Origin of the sequence: Pseudomonas fluorescens (assembly GCF_001307275.1) — a bacterium.
GTDB classification, from domain to species: Bacteria; Pseudomonadota; Gammaproteobacteria; order Pseudomonadales; family Pseudomonadaceae; genus Aquipseudomonas; species Aquipseudomonas fluorescens_AA.
Genome location: NZ_CP012831.1, coordinates 3,046,796 through 3,064,856, shown reverse-complemented (window position 1 = coordinate 3,064,856; position 18,061 = coordinate 3,046,796). Strand labels below are relative to the sequence as shown.

General features: G+C 64.0%; 15 protein-coding genes. 8 read left to right on the top strand and 7 right to left on the bottom strand.

Going from position 1 to position 18,061, the window contains the following annotated elements:
• Window positions 1-85 precede the first annotated feature (85 nt).
• From AO356_RS13525 to AO356_RS13500, 6 genes are all read right to left on the bottom strand, one after another.
• Window positions 86-565: a chemotaxis protein CheW gene (locus tag AO356_RS13525; protein ID WP_060740215.1), complete on the bottom strand. Its 480-nt coding sequence runs from the start codon at window positions 563-565 to the stop codon at window positions 86-88.
• Window positions 558-6,494 carry an Hpt domain-containing protein gene (locus AO356_RS13520; protein ID WP_060740214.1) on the bottom strand — a complete coding sequence of 1,979 codons (5,937 nt, stop codon included), beginning with the start codon at window positions 6,492-6,494 and terminating at the stop codon, window positions 558-560. The genes AO356_RS13525 and AO356_RS13520 overlap by 8 nt, the downstream gene beginning before the upstream one ends.
• A gap of 186 nt (window positions 6,495-6,680) precedes the next feature.
• On the bottom strand, window positions 6,681-8,744 hold the full coding sequence (locus AO356_RS13515) for a methyl-accepting chemotaxis protein (protein WP_060740213.1): 2,064 nt from the start codon (window positions 8,742-8,744) through the stop codon (window positions 6,681-6,683).
• 158 nt (window positions 8,745-8,902) lie between these two features.
• Window positions 8,903-9,442 (bottom strand): chemotaxis protein CheW, encoded by a 540-nt coding sequence (locus tag AO356_RS13510; RefSeq protein WP_060740212.1) that lies wholly within the window; start codon window positions 9,440-9,442, stop codon window positions 8,903-8,905.
• 10 nt (window positions 9,443-9,452) lie between these two features.
• Window positions 9,453-9,818, bottom strand: coding sequence for a twitching motility response regulator PilH (gene pilH / locus AO356_RS13505; protein ID WP_003206465.1), 366 nt, complete (start codon window positions 9,816-9,818; stop codon window positions 9,453-9,455).
• A 48-nt stretch (window positions 9,819-9,866) separates the two neighbouring features.
• Window positions 9,867-10,295 carry a response regulator gene (locus tag AO356_RS13500; RefSeq protein ID WP_060740211.1) on the bottom strand — a complete coding sequence of 143 codons (429 nt, stop codon included), beginning with the start codon at window positions 10,293-10,295 and terminating at the stop codon, window positions 9,867-9,869.
• A 224-nt stretch (window positions 10,296-10,519) separates the two neighbouring features.
• Between AO356_RS13500 and gshB the strand changes: the two genes are divergently transcribed.
• From gshB to AO356_RS13465, 7 genes are all read left to right on the top strand, one after another.
• On the top strand, window positions 10,520-11,473 hold the full coding sequence (gshB, locus tag AO356_RS13495; protein ID WP_060740210.1) for a glutathione synthase: 954 nt from the start codon (window positions 10,520-10,522) through the stop codon (window positions 11,471-11,473).
• A gap of 76 nt (window positions 11,474-11,549) precedes the next feature.
• A complete protein-coding gene (locus AO356_RS13490; protein WP_060740209.1) occupies window positions 11,550-12,446 on the top strand; it encodes an energy transducer TonB in 897 nt (298 codons plus the stop codon).
• A 177-nt stretch (window positions 12,447-12,623) separates the two neighbouring features.
• Window positions 12,624-13,193 carry a YqgE/AlgH family protein gene (locus AO356_RS13485; RefSeq protein WP_053126215.1) on the top strand — a complete coding sequence of 190 codons (570 nt, stop codon included), beginning with the start codon at window positions 12,624-12,626 and terminating at the stop codon, window positions 13,191-13,193.
• Window positions 13,193-13,630: a Holliday junction resolvase RuvX gene (ruvX, locus tag AO356_RS13480; protein WP_003177497.1), complete on the top strand. Its 438-nt coding sequence runs from the start codon at window positions 13,193-13,195 to the stop codon at window positions 13,628-13,630. The genes AO356_RS13485 and ruvX overlap by 1 nt, the downstream gene beginning before the upstream one ends.
• 85 nt (window positions 13,631-13,715) lie before the next feature.
• Complete coding sequence (gene pyrR / locus AO356_RS13475) at window positions 13,716-14,222, top strand: bifunctional pyr operon transcriptional regulator/uracil phosphoribosyltransferase PyrR (protein WP_060740208.1); 507 nt, start codon at window positions 13,716-13,718, stop codon at window positions 14,220-14,222.
• A gap of 24 nt (window positions 14,223-14,246) precedes the next feature.
• On the top strand, window positions 14,247-15,251 hold the full coding sequence (locus AO356_RS13470; RefSeq protein ID WP_003177495.1) for an aspartate carbamoyltransferase catalytic subunit: 1,005 nt from the start codon (window positions 14,247-14,249) through the stop codon (window positions 15,249-15,251).
• Window positions 15,248-16,519: a dihydroorotase gene (locus AO356_RS13465; protein ID WP_060740207.1), complete on the top strand. Its 1,272-nt coding sequence runs from the start codon at window positions 15,248-15,250 to the stop codon at window positions 16,517-16,519. Before AO356_RS13470 ends, AO356_RS13465 begins: the two co-directional genes overlap by 4 nt.
• 123 nt (window positions 16,520-16,642) lie before the next feature.
• Here the strand turns inward: AO356_RS13465 and AO356_RS13460 are convergent, their stop codons facing one another.
• Window positions 16,643-17,071: an NINE protein gene (locus tag AO356_RS13460; RefSeq protein WP_060740206.1), complete on the bottom strand. Its 429-nt coding sequence runs from the start codon at window positions 17,069-17,071 to the stop codon at window positions 16,643-16,645.
• A 249-nt stretch (window positions 17,072-17,320) separates the two neighbouring features.
• Between AO356_RS13460 and AO356_RS13455 the strand changes: the two genes are divergently transcribed.
• Window positions 17,321-17,932, top strand: coding sequence for a C40 family peptidase (locus AO356_RS13455; protein ID WP_060740205.1), 612 nt, complete (start codon window positions 17,321-17,323; stop codon window positions 17,930-17,932).
• Window positions 17,933-18,061 lie beyond the last annotated feature (129 nt).

Sequence of the window (18,061 nt, the reverse complement as noted above, 5' to 3'; positions counted from 1 at the left end):
GATGACGGCGGATCAGTCAACGCTGAGCCGGCTGACACTCCGCTATCGCGAGCAAGCTCGCTCCCACATGGGCCCTGCATAGGCTTCAGGATTTGTGCTGCTGAACCAACCCGGCCGCCACCACCAACTCCTCCAACGCCAACAAATCCGGCACTTTCGCCACATGTTCCCCCACCTGTACCGCCGCCTGCTCCAGCCCGCACAGCGGCACGTCGACATAGCTCAACTGACTGTCGAGCTTGCAGGAGCGGGGAATGCCTTGCACCAGCAATGCGATGAAGCGCAGCTCCGGCCGGCCGCCCAGGGCGTTGAGGATGACGATGCGTGCTCGCTCGCCGATCACGGTTTTCTGGCCGCAGGCCGATTCGAAGCTCAGCAGCGGGATTTGCCGTTCGCGCCAGCTCACCCACCCCAGGAACCACGGCGGGGTGTCCATATCGAAGGCACTGCTCTGGTAGTCGATCAGTTCGGCCACCGCCACGTTGGGCAGGATCAGGTGGCGGTCGGCCAGGGGCAGCAGCAGGCCGGTGAGGTGGCTGGCGCGTGAGTGATGCAGGTCATGCATGGGTTCTGCTCCAGTAGGCGATGCTGTCGAGCAGCACCGATTCCTGGTACGGCTTGCCCAGGTAGTCGTTGACACCGATGGCCATGGCGCGGTCGCGGTGTTTCTGGCCCGTGCGGGAGGTGATCATGATGATCGGCAGGTGCGCCAGGCGTGGGTCGTTGCGCACTTGCGTGGCCACTTCGAAGCCGTCCATGCGCGGCATCTCGATGTCCAGCAGCATCAGGTCAGGCGCGTGCTCGGACAGCAGCGCCATGGCATCCACGCCGTCCTTGGCGGTCAGGACGTGCATGCCATGGCGCTCCAGCAGGCGGCTGGTGACCTTGCGCACCGTCACCGAGTCGTCCACCACCAGCACCAGCAGTGGCCGTTGCGGTTCGCCCTCGCCTTCCGCCGGCACCTGGCGGCGCGGGACTTGATGGGGCAAGGCGCGGATCGGCGCCAGCAGGTCGAGAATCAGCACCACTCGGCCATCCCCCAGGATCGTCGCCCCGGACAGACCCTGCACCGCCGAGAACTGCGGGCCAAGGCTCTTGACCACGATCTCCCGGGTCCCGGCGATAGCGTCCACCTGCACGGCCACATGCCGCTCGTTGCACTGCACCAGCAGCACCGGCAACGGCTGGCTCTGGCCCAGCAGCTTCGGCCGGGCGCCGGTTTTCAGCAGCTCGCCCAGGTAGCACAGTTCATAGCGTTGCCCGGCGTAGGTGTAGGTCGGCGGGTCGAGTTGGTAATGGCCGTCCAGTTCGGCCGGCAACACCCGGACAATGCTTTCGATGGCGTTCAACGGGATCGCGTACTGGTCTTCGTGACAATGCACCATCAACGCCCGGTTCACCGCCACGGTAAACGGCAGGCGAATGCGGAAATGCACGCCCTGCCCCGGCGTGGAATCGATGGTCATGCTGCCGCCCAACTGCCGCACCTCTTCGTGGACCACGTCCATGCCCACGCCACGCCCGGAGATCTGGGTGATTTTTTCCGCTGTGGAAAACCCCGGCTGCAGGATGAACTGCAGCACGTCGCGGTCGCTGATATCGCTGTCCGGCGCCAGCAGGCCACGCTTGATCGCCTTGCTCCGCACCGCCTCCAGCGGCACGCCGGCACCGTCGTCGCGGATGTCGAAAATGATGTCGCCGCCTTCCCGCGACAGGTCGAGGCTGATGCGCCCTCGCGCCGGCTTGCCAGCGGCGAGGCGCACGTCGGCCGGTTCCAGGCCGTGGTCGACGGCGTTGCGCAGCATGTGTTCCAGGGGCGCGGCCATACGCTCCAGGACGTTACGGTCCATCTCGCCGTCGGCATTGCCCACCACGAATTCCACGTCCTTGCCCAGTTCCTGCGCCACTTGCCGGACGATGCGCTTGAGCCGCGGCAGCATGCGCTCGAACGGCACCATGCGCGTGCGCATCAGGCCTTCCTGGAGCTCGGTATTGATCCGCCCCTGCTGTTGCAGCAGGAGTTCGGCATCGTGATTGCTGCGATCCAGGGTTTCCTTGAGTTCGAGCAAGTCCGAGGCAGACTCGAACAGCGCCCGGGACAGTTGCTGCAACTGGGAATGCCGATCCATCTCCAGCGGGTCGAACTCTTCGTAGCCCAGGCGCTCGGCCTCCACCTGTTGACGACTGAGAATCCGCCCCTGGGTTTCGGTATCCAGGCGCCGCAACTGGTCGCGCATGCGCTCGATGGTGGTTTCCATTTCGCCCAGGGCCACGTGTGCGTCGTTGACCTGCTGTTCGATGCGCCCACGGAAAATCGAGGTTTCCCCCGCCAGGTTCACCAGGTCGTCGAGCAGCTCGGCGGAGACCTTGACCATGTCCGCACCGTCGCCCGCGGCACTGGGGTCTTGTCTGGCGGGCGCCGCGGGCGGACTTGCGATGGGGGGCGTGATCGGCTCCGGCGCCGGGGCAGCCTGGGCCACCGCACTTGCCTGGGGATGATTCACCGCCTGGATCTGCGCGATCAGCCGATCGGCCAGCGGACACGGATGGCCGGCGCGCACCGCATCGAGCATCTGCGCCAGTCGGTCATGACTGCTTTGCAGCAAGGCGAACAGCGCCGGGGTCGGCTGGAGCAGGCCCGCCGACAGGCCTTCATAGAGGTTTTCCAGCTCGTGGGCCAAATCGCCGATAGGGACGATTTCCACCATCCGCGCACCGCCCTTGAGGGTGTGCAAATCCCGCAGCAGGGTCTCCACGGCCTGGCGATTCGACGGTTCTTCCTGCCAGCGCAGCAACGCCGCGCCTGAGCTGTCGAGAATGTCGAAACCTTCTTCAAGGAAGATTTCCAGCAACTCGGGATCATGGCCGGCACCGTCGGCCTGGGCCGCTGCGCTCGTCTCGATGGCGTTCGGCTTGTCCTGGCGGAACCTTCGGATAGAGTCGATCAGTGCAACGGGATCGCCCAACGGTTGGCCCTGTTGCAACTGCCCGAGCAACAGGTCGAGGCGTTCGTGGCTGCTGCCGAGCAGTTGCGCCAGTTCCTCGCTGTAGCTGTAGCGCCGGTCCACCAGCCCTTCGTAAAGGTTTTCCAGCTCCTGGGCCAGGTCGCTCACCGGCCGGATGTCGGCCATCCGCGCGCCGCCCTTGAGGGTGTGCAAGTCACGTTGCAGCGAGGACAGCGGCGCACCGTTATCCGGATCGGCCAACCAGCGTTGCAAGGCCTGGGCGGCACTTTCGAGGATGTCCTGGGCCTCTTCGAGGAAAATCGATGCGAGGTCATCTTCCACCGAGGTTTCGGCGGGCGCGTCGCGTTCCATTTCCGCCGTCGCGTGGCCCAGTTCGCGGATACTCAGCGTGCGGCTGCCGTCGCTGCGGATCAGGCCAGTGGCCGACGGGTCGAGGCTCTCCTGAAGCAGGCGACGCAGGGCCGCTACCCGCTCCGGCTGCGGACGCACGTGCTGCCCGGCCGCCAGTTGATCGAGCATGTCGATCAGCGCTTCATGGGCGAGCTGCGCCTGCCGGAAAAATTCATCGCTGACCGCCAGGCTGCTTTCTTCCACCGCGCCGTAGAGGTCCAGCAAGGCTTCGCAGAGTTCGTCCACCGGGTGCAGATCGGCCAGGTGCGCGCCTTCGCCGAGGGTGGTCAGCTCATCCAGCAGCGCACTCAGTTCCTGGCCTTCACCGGGGTGCTGCTGCCAGCGCTGCAAGAGGCTTTCGGCGTCCAGCAGGATGTCCATGCCCTGGGCGAGGAAGTTGTTGATCAGTTGTGGATCGCGCTTGGTCCGTAGTGCTTTGTCCGGCGCACTGTTGGCGGCGTGCAGACGCTCGGCCAGCAGGGCCTGGGCACGCTGGATCAGGTCCTCGGCGTCGGGGATCGGCGCCAGCGGCTCGCTGTGCAACTGGCGCAGGCCGCGGCGCAGCAACCCTTCGGCCTCCAGCAGCAATTCCACCTCATCCAGGTCGAGGGCAATCAGGTGCGCCCGGTACTCCCGGGCCAGCTCATCCATCGCACCGGCCAACTCGGCGATGGGTAGCACGCCGGCCATCGAAGCGCTGCCCTTGAGGGTGTGCAAGGCCCGCTGCAATTCATCGCTGGCCTGCAACGGCAGGTGGTCGGCCGCCTGGTCGAGAAAACGATTGAGGCTGGCGAGGTGGCCCTGGGCTTCGTTGTCGAAGATCTTCAACAACAGCGGATCGAGAGCGGCCACGTCCTGCTCGTCGTCTTCGTCGTCTTCATCGCCGCCCTTGGCCAGGGCATGGGCGCGAGCGGCCAGGCGGTCGACGTCATCGCGCTGGCGTTGCCGATTGGCCGCGAATTCGGCCACCAGGGCCGGCAACAACTGCACCGTGTCTTCGATCAACTGGCGGGCCGACGCCTGCGGCTCGACGCTGCGCTCCAGCACCCGGTTGAGCAGGTTTTCCACAGCCCAGGCCAGTTCACCCAGCACCAGCGCCCGCACCATCCGACCACTGCCCTTGAGGGTGTGAAAGGCCCGGCGCAGTTCGCTCAGGGCGCCGTGGTCGTCGGGATGTGCACTCCAGCGCGGCAAGTATTCGCGCAGAACGTCGAGCACCTCGGCAGTTTCCTCGAGGAAGACCTCGCGCAACTCGTCGTCCACCGGGCTCTCATCCAGTGGTGGGGGCAACAGGCTGCCTGGGGTGCTCCTGGCCGGCGGATTGACCGCCGAGACCGGGCTGGCCAGCACCTGTGCCAAGGACTGCACCGTCTGCGGGTCATCCAGCTCCTGCAGGTCCTGCATGACCTGGGCTTCGTTGGGACTCAACACATCGTCAAGCACCGGCACCCGCGCTTCATCAGGGTAATAACCGAGCGCGGCCAGGCTCCGTTCGACCCCATCGAGCAAGGGCTCGCCAGGGGTTTCCGGGTCCTCGCTCAAGCGCTCCAGGTAGTATTCGAGACCGGTGATCACGTCGGCCAAATGGTCGAGTTCTTCCCAGCCCGGCTGGGCCTGCTCCAGCAACAGATGGTCGCGGATGAACGCATTGCAGGACTCCACCAGGCTGGCGGCACGGCTCAGGGGGATCATCGCCAGCGCACCGCGCACCTGGGTCAGCAGCGCCGGCAACGGTTGCAACTGCTCGCTGTTCCAGTCCGCGTCGATGTAGTCGACGATCATATCCTTGGCCTGTTGCAGGCAGGTGTGGGTTTCCTTGATGACGATCTGGTGGATCTGGGTCAGGTCGGTGGTGGGCAGGTGCGTGTCTTCGCGGCTCTCGGGCTCGACGGTGCCGACCATGCCGGCCAGGGTCGCCTCGACATAGAGCAAGGCCCCGGCAACGTCCATGAGGGTCGCGTCATCCGGCTCGCGCTGGCCCTGGGCGAGGCTCAGCACCACCGCCAGCTGATCGATGATGACCTTGCGCGGCTGGCCGAAACCCAGCACCGCCAAGGTGTCGGCGATCTGCCGCAACGGCGCCAGCAGGCTGTCCAGTTCCGAGGCGTGCTGGCGATCGCTGCGCACGAACAGGTCCAGGCGCTCCTTGACCCGTACCAACTCCTCGCACAGCGCGGCGAGCACCGAGCGCATGGCATCGCGGTCGGGCCCGGCCAGGCGCGCGCGTTCTTCGTCGACCATGGCGCTGTCGGGCAGCGCGTCGTCCAGTGAGTAGCGTTCTTTCATGATCTGCATCTGCCCGCTGGGATGTTCGGCCTTGGCAATATAGAACAACAAGCTCTTGAGCAGGTGGGGCGGTGCCGGCTGATTGATGCCGGGCATGCCTTGGTCCAGCAGGCGCTTGAGTTCCTTGTCGGCTTCCTTGAACAGGCTGCGCAGCGCCGGGCTGTTGGCGATGCGTCCGTCACGCATGCCTTCGACCAGCGCTGAGGCCACCTGCCATAAGGCATTGAGCGGCGCCCCGGCACACAACGTTTCCAGGCGCTGGAAAACCTTGGCCAGGTAACCGAGGTGGGTCGCGTCATCCTGTTCGCGCAGCAGGCCCACCAGGGCCATTTGCAGGGTCTGGCGCCATTTGCGCAAGGTGTTCGGCAGGTCAGCGGGTTCGAGGCGCTGCAAGGCTTCGTCGCTGAGCGGCGCAATATCGGGCAACTCGGGACTGAACAGGCTGGTTTCCGACAACAGGCTCTCGCCCCGGGCACTGCGCAGGTCGTTGATCAAGGGCAATACCACCAGCGGCAGGTCACGGCGAGCGCCTTGTATGCGGTCCAGGTAGATCGGCAACTGCCCCAGGGCCTGGCTCAACAGACTGATGGCTTCGTCGCGATGGATGACGCGGTTGTCCTGCAGGGCGGCGCACAGTTGCTCCATCTCCTCGGCCAGCAACGCCGCACCGTAGAACTCGACCATCTGCAGGCCGCCGTGGACCTGGTGAATGCAGGCCAGGCATTGCCCGAGGGCGTCCGACGCCTGGGGATCGTCCACCAGGCGGTTGAGGGCCAGATGGGCCTGCTTCAGCGTTTCGGCAATCTCGCCCTTGACCCATTCCAGGGCCACGTAGTCGTGCCGATCACCCATAACCACTCCAATCAGGAGAACACAACACGCCTGTGAAGAAGAGATTTACCTGTGGGAGCAAAGCTTGCTCGCGACGCAAACACCTCGGTTTCCGAGGTACAGCGCTACCTTCATCGCGGGCAAGCCTTGCTCCCACAGAAACCTCCTCGCCACAAAAAGCCTTTTCCAACAGGTGGATCCGGTTGGTCACCCTTTTTCCTCATCGCCAGCCGCTGCCGCCGCCGGCAAGGTAAACCCCGACACCGAACGGCGCAGTTGGCTGGCCATTTTCGCCAGGTTGCCGATGCTTTCGGCGGTGGCGGTGGAGCCCGAGGAAGTCTGCGTGGTGATCTGCTGGATCACGTTCATGGTCAAGGAAATCTGCCCCGCCGAGGTGGTCTGTTGCTGCGCCGCGTTGGAGATGCTCTGGATCAGCGCCGCCAGGGTCTTGGACACACCTTCGATCTCTTCCAGGGCGACGCCGGCGTCCTGGGCCAGTCGCGCACCGCGCACCACTTCGGTGGTGGTCTGCTCCATGGAGATCACCGCTTCGTTGGTGTCGGCCTGGATCGCCCGCACCAGGGTTTCGATCTGCCGGGTCGCCGCCGAAGAACGCTCGGCCAGGCGTTGCACTTCATCGGCCACCACCGCGAACCCGCGCCCGGCATCACCGGCCATGGACGCCTGGATGGCGGCGTTGAGGGCCAGGATGTTGGTCTGGTCGGCGATGTCGTCGATCAGGCTGACAATGTCGCCAATTTCCTGGGATGACTCGCCCAGGCGCTTGATGCGTTTGGCGGTGTCCTGGATCTGCTCGCGAATGTTGTCCATGCCATGAATGGTGTTGTGCACCACCTCGTTACCCTTGTTGGCAATCTCCACCGAACGTTCGGCCACCGCCGACGATTCGGCGGCATTGGCCGACACCTGGTCGATGGACTGGGCCATTTCATTAATTGAAGTCGAAGCTTCGGAAATTTGCTGGGCCTGGTGCTCGGACGCCTGGGCCAGGTGCATCGCCGTGGCCTGGGTTTCCTGCACGGCGGCGGCGACCTGGCCGGCGGTGAGGTTGATGGTCGCCACCAGATCCCGCAGTTGGTCCACCGAGTAGTTGATGGAGTCGGCGATGGTGCCGGTGAAATCCTCGGTGACCGAGGCCGTGACGGTCAGGTCGCCGTCGGCCAGGTCCTCGATTTCATCCAGCAGCCGCATGATCGCGTTCTGGTTGCGCTCGTTCTTTTCCGCGGTTTCGTGCAACTGGCGGTTGGTCTCGCGGACCATCACCAGCCCGATCAGGATGATCGACATCAGCGCCAGCAGGCCCAGCACATAACCGCCGATGGTATTGACGGAACGCCCGCCGGCCAGGTTTTCGAAGGCCGTGGCCAGGTGCGAAGCCTCGTCGAGCAAGGTCTGCGACAGGTTGAAGATATTGCCGGCCGATTCGCGGACCTTGAACAGCTCCGGCGAGGTCTCGAGGATTTCATCCACCGAGCCGGAGACGAACTCGAACAGCTCGCTGATTTCGCTCAGTCGCGCCCGGGCATCGCGGTCCTGGACCTGGGAGATTTTCAGGGCCGGGTCACCTTGCAACATGCCATTGAGCACCTGGCCAAAACGCGCCGCGTCGCGACCGAAGGTATCGGCGGCCTGGCTGGCGTTTTCGTCCCCAGCCAGCACGGTATTCACTGCGCCGAGAATCCGCTCGGCCAGCAGGGACTGGCGCTGGGCCATGGCCACCTGGGTGGCGGGGGCGCCCCGTTGCAGCAGGATTTCGACGACTTTTTCGTACTCGACCTGCAACTGCGGCACGGTTTCGGCCAGGGTGGCCGCCACCTGGTGCAGCGACAGCACGGTCTGTTCGCTGGAGAGGATGGCATCGGTGTTCTTGAGCAGGCGCTCCCAATCCAGCTGCACGGCGCGCATCTGCGGGCGCAGGGTGGCGGGCGCAGGCGGCAGGCCGGTCACCGGGTCGCCCTGTTTCAGGTAGCCCCAGCGCTGGGCGAAGTCATTGCGCGCATCGCTCAGCAGCTTGAACGCCGCAGGCTTGCCGGCGGCGGCCTCGGTGGCGTTCTTGGCAATGCGCTGGGACAGCACCCGCAGCTCACCGGCATGGCCGATGTACTGTTTGTCGTAGGTGGATTGGGTGTTGAGGTAAGCGAAGTTGGCGAACAGCAGCACGATGAAGACGATCAGCGCGACGAACAGCACGATGATCTGCGAACGACTGCGCGACGCTTCCAGTGGCTTGCCTGTTTTTGCTTTGATCATCGGTTCTCGCCTGTGCTACCCAGTCCAACTCACTCACCGTGGTCCCCATGTGGGAGCGAGCTTGCTCGCGATAGCCTTGGATCAGTCAGCATTGCTCTGGCTGACCCACCGCAATCGCGAGCAAGCTCGCTCCCACAAGGGGCCTGCGCTGCATCTCGTCAAATCGCCACATCCATGAACCCCGGCGACCGCGCCAGGGCAAACGGGCTGAACACTTGCCACTCGCGCTCGCCGCCGAACCGGCCCTTGACGAAGGCCGCTTCCGGGCCGTCGTGGTCGTCCACCAGCATCGGTTCCAGGCTGTCCTGGGCAAAGTGCTGCAGCCCGAGGACCTCGTCCACCAGCAACCCGGCGAACACCTCGTCGTGGTCCACCACCAGCACCCGCCGTTGCTTGCGCACGGTGGACAGCTCATGGCCGAAGAACCCGCACAAATCCATCAACGGCAACAAGCGCCCACGCAGGTTAGCCACGCCGCGCACCCACGGCTTGACCCCGGGCAAATGCGTGTGACGAGGCTCGTGCAGCACTTCGCTGACTTCGCCCATCGGCGCCACGTACCAGTGCTCGCCCAGGCGAAAGCCGATGCCGCTCCAGCCGGCACGGTGGGTCGGCTGGGAAGGCAGGTCCGCCCCCAGCAGCCGGCAACGCCGGTCGATCTGCAGCAGCAGTTCGAAGGCCGTCAGGGATTGGCTCATGGCCGCGCCGTCAACCCGCCAGCACTTTGTTCAGGGTCGCGATCAGGGTTTCTTCGTCCACCGGTTTGGTCAGGTAGTCCTTCGCCCCCTGGCGCGTACCCCAGACCTTGTCGGTGTCCTGATCCTTGGTGGTGATGATGATCACCGGGATATGGCCGGTGTCCGGGTCCTTGGTCAACTGGCGCGTGGCCTGGAAACCATTGAGGCCGGGCATGACGATATCCATCAGCACCGCATCGGGTTTTTCCTGGCGGGCCAGCGCCACGCCATCGGCGCCATTCTCGGCCTTCAGGACCTGATGGCCGTGCTTTTCCAGCATGCCGGTCAGTTTGTACATTTCAGTCGGCGAATCATCGACGATCAGAACTCGTGCCATGGTGTTCCCCATTTTCTTGTTGACCCCAGGCCCGTTGGCCGAGTGTCATTAATGTGCCTGGTGCGGCTGGACAGCGGCAAAGCCCGGGACATGGGCCTGTATCGCCCCCAGCAGTTCTTCCTTGCTGAACGGCTTGGTCAAAAACTGATCGGAACCGACGATGCGCCCCTTGGCCTTGTCGAACAACCCATCCCGGGACGACAGCATGATCACCGGCGTGGCCTTGAATGCGCTGTTGTTCTTGATCAGGGCACAGGTCTGGTAGCCATCGAGGCGCGGCATCATGATGTCGACAAAGATGATGCCCGGATGATGGTCGGCGATCTTGGCCAGGGCATCGAAACCGTCGATCGCCGTGATCACCTCGCAGCCCACGTTGCGCAGCAAGGTTTCGGCGGTGCGGCGGATGGTCTTCGAGTCGTCGATGACCATGACCTTCAAGGCGCTGGGTTGCTGTTGCGTAGAGTGCTCTGCCATTGCCGCTGCGGACCGGTTTTTAACGCCTGAGAGTGAACGACAGCGCAAACCCTTGATGTTCAAGGCCCGCACGTCACATGGCAGCCTTTTTAGCACAGTCTCCATCGCCGATCTATCGGCCGCTGGGCGCGGTGGTTTTTCCTTGACCGCCAATCTTCCGGGCGCCACTCTGACGCCACTTTTTCACGCCATTATGTGCCCATCATATTTCGAGGAACCAAGCCATGAGCGTACGCGTCGGCATTGTCATGGACCCTATCGCCAGCATTTCCTATAAAAAGGATAGCTCGCTGGCCATGCTGCTGGCCGCTCAGAAGCGCGGCTGGGAGCTGTTCTACATGGAGCAGCGCGACCTCTACCAGGCCGAAGGCCAGGCGCGGGCGCGGATGAAGCCGCTGAACGTCTTCGCCAACCCTGAGAAGTGGTTCGAGCTGGGCGACGAGCGCGATGCGCTGCTCAGCGACCTGGACGTGATCCTGATGCGCAAGGATCCGCCGTTCGACATGGAGTTCGTGTACTCCACCTACCTGCTGGAACAAGCGGAAAACGCCGGCGTGCTGGTGGTCAACAAGCCCCAGAGCCTGCGCGACTGCAACGAAAAGCTGTTTGCCACGCTGTTCCCGCAGTGCACGCCGCCGACCATCGTCAGCCGCCGCCCGGACGTGTTGCGCGAATTTGCCGACCATCACGGCGACGTGATCCTCAAGCCCTTGGACGGCATGGGCGGGTCCTCGATCTTCCGGCACACCGCCGGCCACCCGAACCTGTCGGTGATCCTGGAAACCCTGACGCTGCACGGCAAGCAGCAGATCATGATCCAGGGCTACCTGCCGGCCATCGTCGATGGCGACAAACGCATCCTGATGATCGACGGCGAACCGGTGGACTATTGCCTGGCGCGTATCCCGGCGGCCGGTGAAACCCGGGGCAACCTGGCGGCCGGTGGACGTGGCGAAGCCCGTCCGTTGACCGAGAAGGACCGCTGGATCGCTGCCCAGGTCGGCCCGACGCTGCGGGAAAAAGGCCTGTTGTTCGTGGGCCTGGACGTGATCGGCGAGCACCTGACGGAAATCAACGTCACCAGCCCGACCTGCATCCGCGAGATCGATAACGCCTTTGGCACCGACATCGGCGGCATGCTGATGGATGCCATCGATCAGAAGCTCAAGGCTCGTTGATCCAGATCTGCTGAAGGAAACCCACATTGCGTTATCATGCCCGGCCTGAAAAAAACGCGATGTTGGTTTCCTTGTCATGACACTCCCGTCCGATCTGCCCCTAGAGCTCGCCCATCGTGGCGTGCGCCCGGCCGATCGCCTCGGTTTTACCCTGTTCCTGGCGGCGTTGATCCACCTGGCCTTGCTGCTGGGCGTCGGGTTTGCCACGGTCGAGCCGAAACAGATCAGCCAGACCCTGGAAATCACCCTGGCCACCTTCAAGAGCGAGACCAAGCCCAAGAAGGCCGACTTCCTCGCCCAGGAAAACCAGCAAGGCAGCGGCACCCTGGAAAAAAAGGCGATCCCCAAGACTACCGAGATCGCGCCCTTCCAGGACAACACGGTGCAGAAAGTCACCCCGCCGCCAGCGGCCAAGCCCGAAGTGCAGGAAACGGCGCCCAAGGCGGCCGTGACCACCGTCGCGCCGAAACCGAAGAAAGCCCCGGTCAAGGAAGAGGTCAAGCCTGATCCCAAGCCCCAGGCCCCCTTGCCTACCTTCGACAGCTCCCAACTGTCCAGCGACATCGCCAGCCTGGAAGCCGAACTGGCCCAGGAGCAACAGCTCTACGCCAAGCGCCCGCGCATCCACCGCCTGAGCGCCGCTTCGACCATGCGCGACAAGGGTGCCTGGTACAAGGACGAGTGGCGCAAGAAGGTCGAGCGCATCGGCAACCTCAACTACCCTGACGAAGCGCGGCGCAAGCAGATCTACGGCAACCTGCGGCTAATGGTCTCGATCAATCGGGACGGTTCGTTGTATGAAGTGCTGGTGCTCGAATCCTCCGGCCAGCCGCTGCTGGACCAGGCCGCCCAGCGGATCGTCCGTCTGGCGGCACCGTTCGCGCCGTTTACCGGGGACCTGTCGGACATCGACCGGCTGGAAATCATCCGCACCTGGAAATTCGCCCGCGGCGACCGGCTGTCCAGCAACTGATAACCCCCCAATTCCCTTGTGGGAGCGAGCTTGCTCGCGATAGCAGACGGTCAGTCGACCTCTGTGTTGAATGATCAATTGCTATCGCGAGCAAGCTCGCTCCCACAGGGGATTGTGTGACAGTCTCAGGCATTTCCCGGCTTGTCAGTTCGCCCCTGCCCCGCCACACTAGCGCCTATGAAAAACGTCAGCCCCACCTACCTCAAGCATCACTTCCTGATTGCCATGCCGCACATGGCCGATCCGAACTTTGCCCATACCTTGACCTACATCGTCGAGCACACGGCCAATGGGGCCATGGGGCTGGTGATCAATCGCCCGCAGGAGCTGAACCTGGCGGACATTCTTGAGCAACTGCGGCCCGAGATCGAACCGCCACTCTTGTGCCAGCACGTGCCGATTTTCATCGGTGGCCCGGTGCAGACCGACCGCGGCTTCGTGCTCCATCCGTCGGGCCCCAAATACCAGGCCACGGTGGACCTGGACGGCTTGTCGCTGTCCACTTCCCAGGACGTGCTGTTCGCCATCGCCGATGGGGTCGGCCCGGAGAAAAGCCTGATCGCCCTCGGCTATGCCGGTTGGGAACCCGGGCAACTGGAAGCCGAGCTGGCCGACAACGCCTGGCTGACCTGCCCGTTCGACGCCGACATCCTGTTCAACACCAGCAGCGAACTGCGCCTGGAAGCGGCGGCCAGCCGGTTGGGGGTCAACCTCAGCCTGCTCACCAGCCAGGCAGGACACGCCTGATGGCCCTGCGCTTGCTGCTGGGCTTCGATTACGGCACCAAACAGATCGGCGTAGCGGTCGGCCAGGTCATTACCGGCCAGGCCCGCGAGTTGTGCACCTTGAAAGCGCAGAACGGTGTTCCGGACTGGAACCAGGTCGAAGCGCTGATCAAGGAATGGAAACCCGATGCCGTGGTGGTCGGCCTGCCGCTGAACATGGACGGCACGCCCAGCGACATGTGCCTGCGCGCCGAAAAGTTCGCCCGCCGGCTCAATGGCCGCTACAACCTGCCCTTCTATACCCATGACGAGCGCCTGACCACCTTCGAGGCCAAGGGCGAGCGCCTGGTGCGCGGCGGGCAGAAAGGCAGCTACCGCGACAACCCGGTGGACGCCATCGCCGCCGCCCTGCTGCTGCAAGGCTGGCTCGACGCCAACGCCGCCCTGTTCGAAACCTGATTTTTTACAAAGCGCCGCCAAGGCGCTTTCTTTTAGCGACAAGCCGCGCCACTCACCACCGGCCCGGGAACCTGAAGGAGCCAGCATGAGCCTGCCCAATCCTGCCGAACTGATCAGCCAGATGGCGATTCGTCTCACGGCACACCTGGAACACCGCGGCATCAGCGAACCGCGCTACATCGGCATTCGCACCGGTGGCGTCTGGGTCGCCCAGGCCTTGCTCGAAGCACTGGGCAGCCAATCGCCGCTGGGCACCCTGGATGTGTCCTTCTACCGCGACGACTTCAGCCAGAACGGCCTGCACCCGCAAGTACGCCCCTCGGCGCTGCCGTTCGAGATCGAAGGCCAGCACCTGGTGCTGATCGACGACGTGCTGATGAGCGGCCGGACCATCCGCGCCGCCATGAACGAACTGTTCGACTACGGTCGCCCGGCCAGCGTGACGCTGGTGTGCCTGCTGGACCTGGACGCCGCCGAGCTGCCGATCCGGCCGAACGTGGTCGGCGCGACGCTGACGCTGGCCGCCCATGAGCGGGTCAAGCTCTCCGGGCCGTCGCCGCTGCAACTCGAACTGCAAGACCTTGCCCTTTAACTGCCCTTGTAAGAGTCCATCGCGATGACGCCTCTCGAAACCAAGCGCCCGCTGCAGCTCAACGATCAGGGCCAGCTGCGGCACTTCCTGTCCCTCGACGGCCTGCGCCGCGAGCTGTTGACGGAAATCCTCGACACTGCCGACTCGTTCCTCGAGGTCGGTGCCCGGGCAGTGAAGAAAGTCCCGTTGCTGCGCGGCAAGACCGTGTGCAACGTGTTCTTCGAAAACTCCACCCGCACCCGCACCACCTTCGAACTGGCGGCCCAGCGCCTGTCGGCGGACGTGATCACCTTGAACGTGTCCACGTCCTCGGCGAGCAAGGGCGAAACCCTGCTCGACACCTTGCGCAACCTCGAAGCCATGGCCGCCGACATGTTCGTCGTGCGCCACGGCGACTCCGGCGCAGCGCACTTCATTGCCGAACACGTGTGCCCGCAAGTGGCGATCATCAACGGCGGCGACGGCCGTCACGCCCACCCGACCCAGGGCATGCTCGACATGCTGACCATCCGTCGGCACAAGGGCAGCTTCGAAAACCTGTCGGTGGCCATCGTCGGCGACATCCTGCACTCGCGGGTCGCCCGCTCGAACATGCTGGCCCTCAAGACCCTCGGTTGCCCGGACATCCGCGTGATCGCGCCGAAAACCCTGCTGCCCATCGGCGTCGAGCAATACGGCGTGAAGGTCTACACCGACATGACCGAAGGCCTCAAGGATGTCGACGTGGTGATCATGCTGCGCCTGCAACGCGAACGCATGACCGGCGGCCTGCTGCCCAGCGAAGGCGAGTTCTACCGCCTGTTCGGCCTGACCACCGCCCGCCTGGCCGGGGCCAAGCCGGATGCCATCGTCATGCACCCGGGGCCGATCAACCGCGGCGTGGAGATCGAGTCGGCGGTGGCCGACGGCCCGCACTCGGTGATCCTCAACCAGGTGACCTACGGCATCGCCATCCGCATGGCCGTGCTGTCCATGGCCATGAGCGGGCAAACGGCCCAGCGCCAATTCGACCAGGAGAACGCCCAGTGAAGCTCAGCATTCTCGGCGCACGCGTGATCGATCCAGCCAGTGGCCTGGATCAAGTGACTGACATTCATATCGATGCCTGCAAGATCGTCGCCCTGGGCGCCGCGCCCACCGGTTTCGTGGCGGCTGAAATCCTCGACGCCCAGGGCCTGGTGGCCGCGCCTGGCCTGGTGGACCTGAACGTCGCCCTGCGCGAACCGGGCTACAGCCGCAAAGGCAGCATCGTCAGCGAAACCCGGGCCGCCGCCGCCGGTGGCGTGACCAGCCTGTGCTGCCCACCGCAGACCAAACCGGTGCTGGACACCTCGGCCGTGGCCGAACTGATCCTCGACCGCGCCCGCGAAGCCGGCAACACCAAGGTCTTCCCGATCGGCGCACTGAGCAAAGGCCTCGACGGCGAGCAACTGGCCGAACTCATCGCCCTGCGGGACGCCGGTTGCGTGGCGTTCGGCAACGGCCTGAACAGTTTCCGCAACACCCGTACCCTGTGCCGCGCCCTGGAATACGCGGCGACCTTCGGCCTGACGGTGATCTTCAATTCCCAGGATCACGACCTGGCCGAAGGTGGCCTGGCCCACGAAGGCCCGACCGCCAGCTTCCTCGGCCTGCCGGGCATCCCGGAAACCGCCGAGACCGTGGCCCTGGCCCGGGACCTGCTGTTGGTGGAACAAAGCGGCGTGCGCGCCCACTTCAGCCAGCTGACCAGCGCCCGCGGCGCGGCGTTGATCGCCCAGGCCCAGGCCCGCGGCTTGCCGGTGACCGCCGATGTGGCGCTGTACCAGTTGATCCTGACCGACGAGGCGCTGATCGACTTCAACAGCGTCTACCACGTCCAGCCGCCGCTGCGCACCCGCGCCGACCGCGATGGCCTGCGCGAGGCGGTGAAGTCCGGGGTGATCTCGGCCATCTCCAGCCATCACCAACCCCACGAGCGTGATGCCAAGCTGGCCCCGTTCGGCGCCACCGAGCCGGGCATCAGCAGCGTCGAACTGCTGCTGCCGCTGGCCCTGACGCTGGTGGAAGACGGCTTGCTGGACCTGCCGACCTTGCTGGCCCGCCTGAGCGCCGGCCCGGCCCAGGCGCTGCAATTGCCAGCGGGGAAACTGGCGGTGGGCGCCCCGGCGGACCTGGTGCTGTTCGACCCTGCCGCGTCCACCGTGGCCGGCGAAGCCTGGCGCTCCAAGGGCGACAACTGCCCGTTCCTCGGTCACAGCCTGCCGGGAGTGGTGCGCTATACCCTGATGGATGGGCGGATCACCCACCAGGCCTGATACCGCGCCGTTCCTATCGCGAGCAGGCTCGCTCCCACAGGGGGATCTTCGGTGAACACATGACGTGTGAACACCTCGATCCAATGTGGGAGCGAGCTTGCTCGCGATACAGGCGACTCGGTCTTACTGAAAAGCACCCCGCTTCTGCGCATTACGAATCGACACCTGATCGTTCAGCGTCCAGAAGTCATACAGCACCCCGAGAAAAAACACCCCGCCGGTCAGCAGGTAAATAATCCCGCTGATCCACTTGCCCTGATACATCCGGTGTACGCCCAGCACCCCGAGAAACGTCAGCAGAATCCACGCCACGCTGTACTCGATCGGCCCTGGGGTGAAACGCAGGTCCGCCTCGCGGTCCATGGCCGGGATCAGGAACAGGTCGATCAGCCAACCGATGCCCAGCAGGCCGAAGGTGAAGAACCAGATCGTCCCCGTGACCGGCTTGCCGTAATAGAAACGGTGGGCGCCGGTAAAACCGAAAATCCACAGCAGATACCCGATGACTTTGCTGTGGGTATCGCGGATTGCGTCCTGCTGATAGCTGTTCATGAATGGCCTCTTTTGCCTCGATAGAAAAATTTGTTCGGACTTTTTGTGACTTTTTTGTGTCTCGCCGACAAGCGGTCCTGGGCGACACGAACCGGGGAAACCCCCGTGTCACGGGGGTTCTGTCGGACAATCAAGCCCCATTGTCGCCATTGTGCAGGGTTTACGCTGGGTTTCGAATCGACAAACGGCCTCGGAATGGCAAAAAAAGCTGTTATAAAGTTGCGCGCTAACCTTTAAGAGCCTTGCCTAATGCGTCCATTTTTCAAGACATGGCTAACCATTTGCCTATTATTGCCACTGGCCGCCCACGCCACCAATCGTGAGCAACGTCTTCCCAACGTCAACGGCTACACCCCGAAATCCCATGTTTCTGCTCCTTCGAGCAAGAACAAGCCAAGCGTCCAGCGCGTGGGCACGGCCAACAGCAAGCTGGTGCCGCCCATGGCGACCAAAGCGAGCAGCAACGTGCTGAGCCGCGCCGTGAATGTACTCGGCACACCTTATCGTTGGGGCGGCAGCAGCCCAAGTAAAGGCTTCGATTGCAGCGGGTTGGTGAAATACGCTTTCAACGACGCCACGTTCGATCTGCCACGCACGTCCAACGCCATGGCCGCCGGTCATGGCGAGAAAGTAGAGCGCAAGGATCTCAAGCCCGGCGACCTGATCTTCTTCAAGCTCAAGAGCCGCCGGGTCAACCACGTGGCCATCTACCTGGGCAACGACCGTTTCATCCACGCCCCACGCCGTGGCAAGTCGGTGACCATCGACACCTTGAACAAGCCGTACTGGGACACCCACTACGTAGTGGCCAAGCGAGTGCTGCCGAAAGAACCAGGTGCGCTGCGCGTGGTTCAGCGCTGATCAAGCATTTGTGTCACAGCTGAGGCCCCCATCGCGAGCAAGCTCGCTCCCACACTTGATTTTCAGTGCTCACAGAAATTGTGTCCGCCGCAAATCAAATGTGGGAGCGAGCTTGCTCGCGATGAGGCC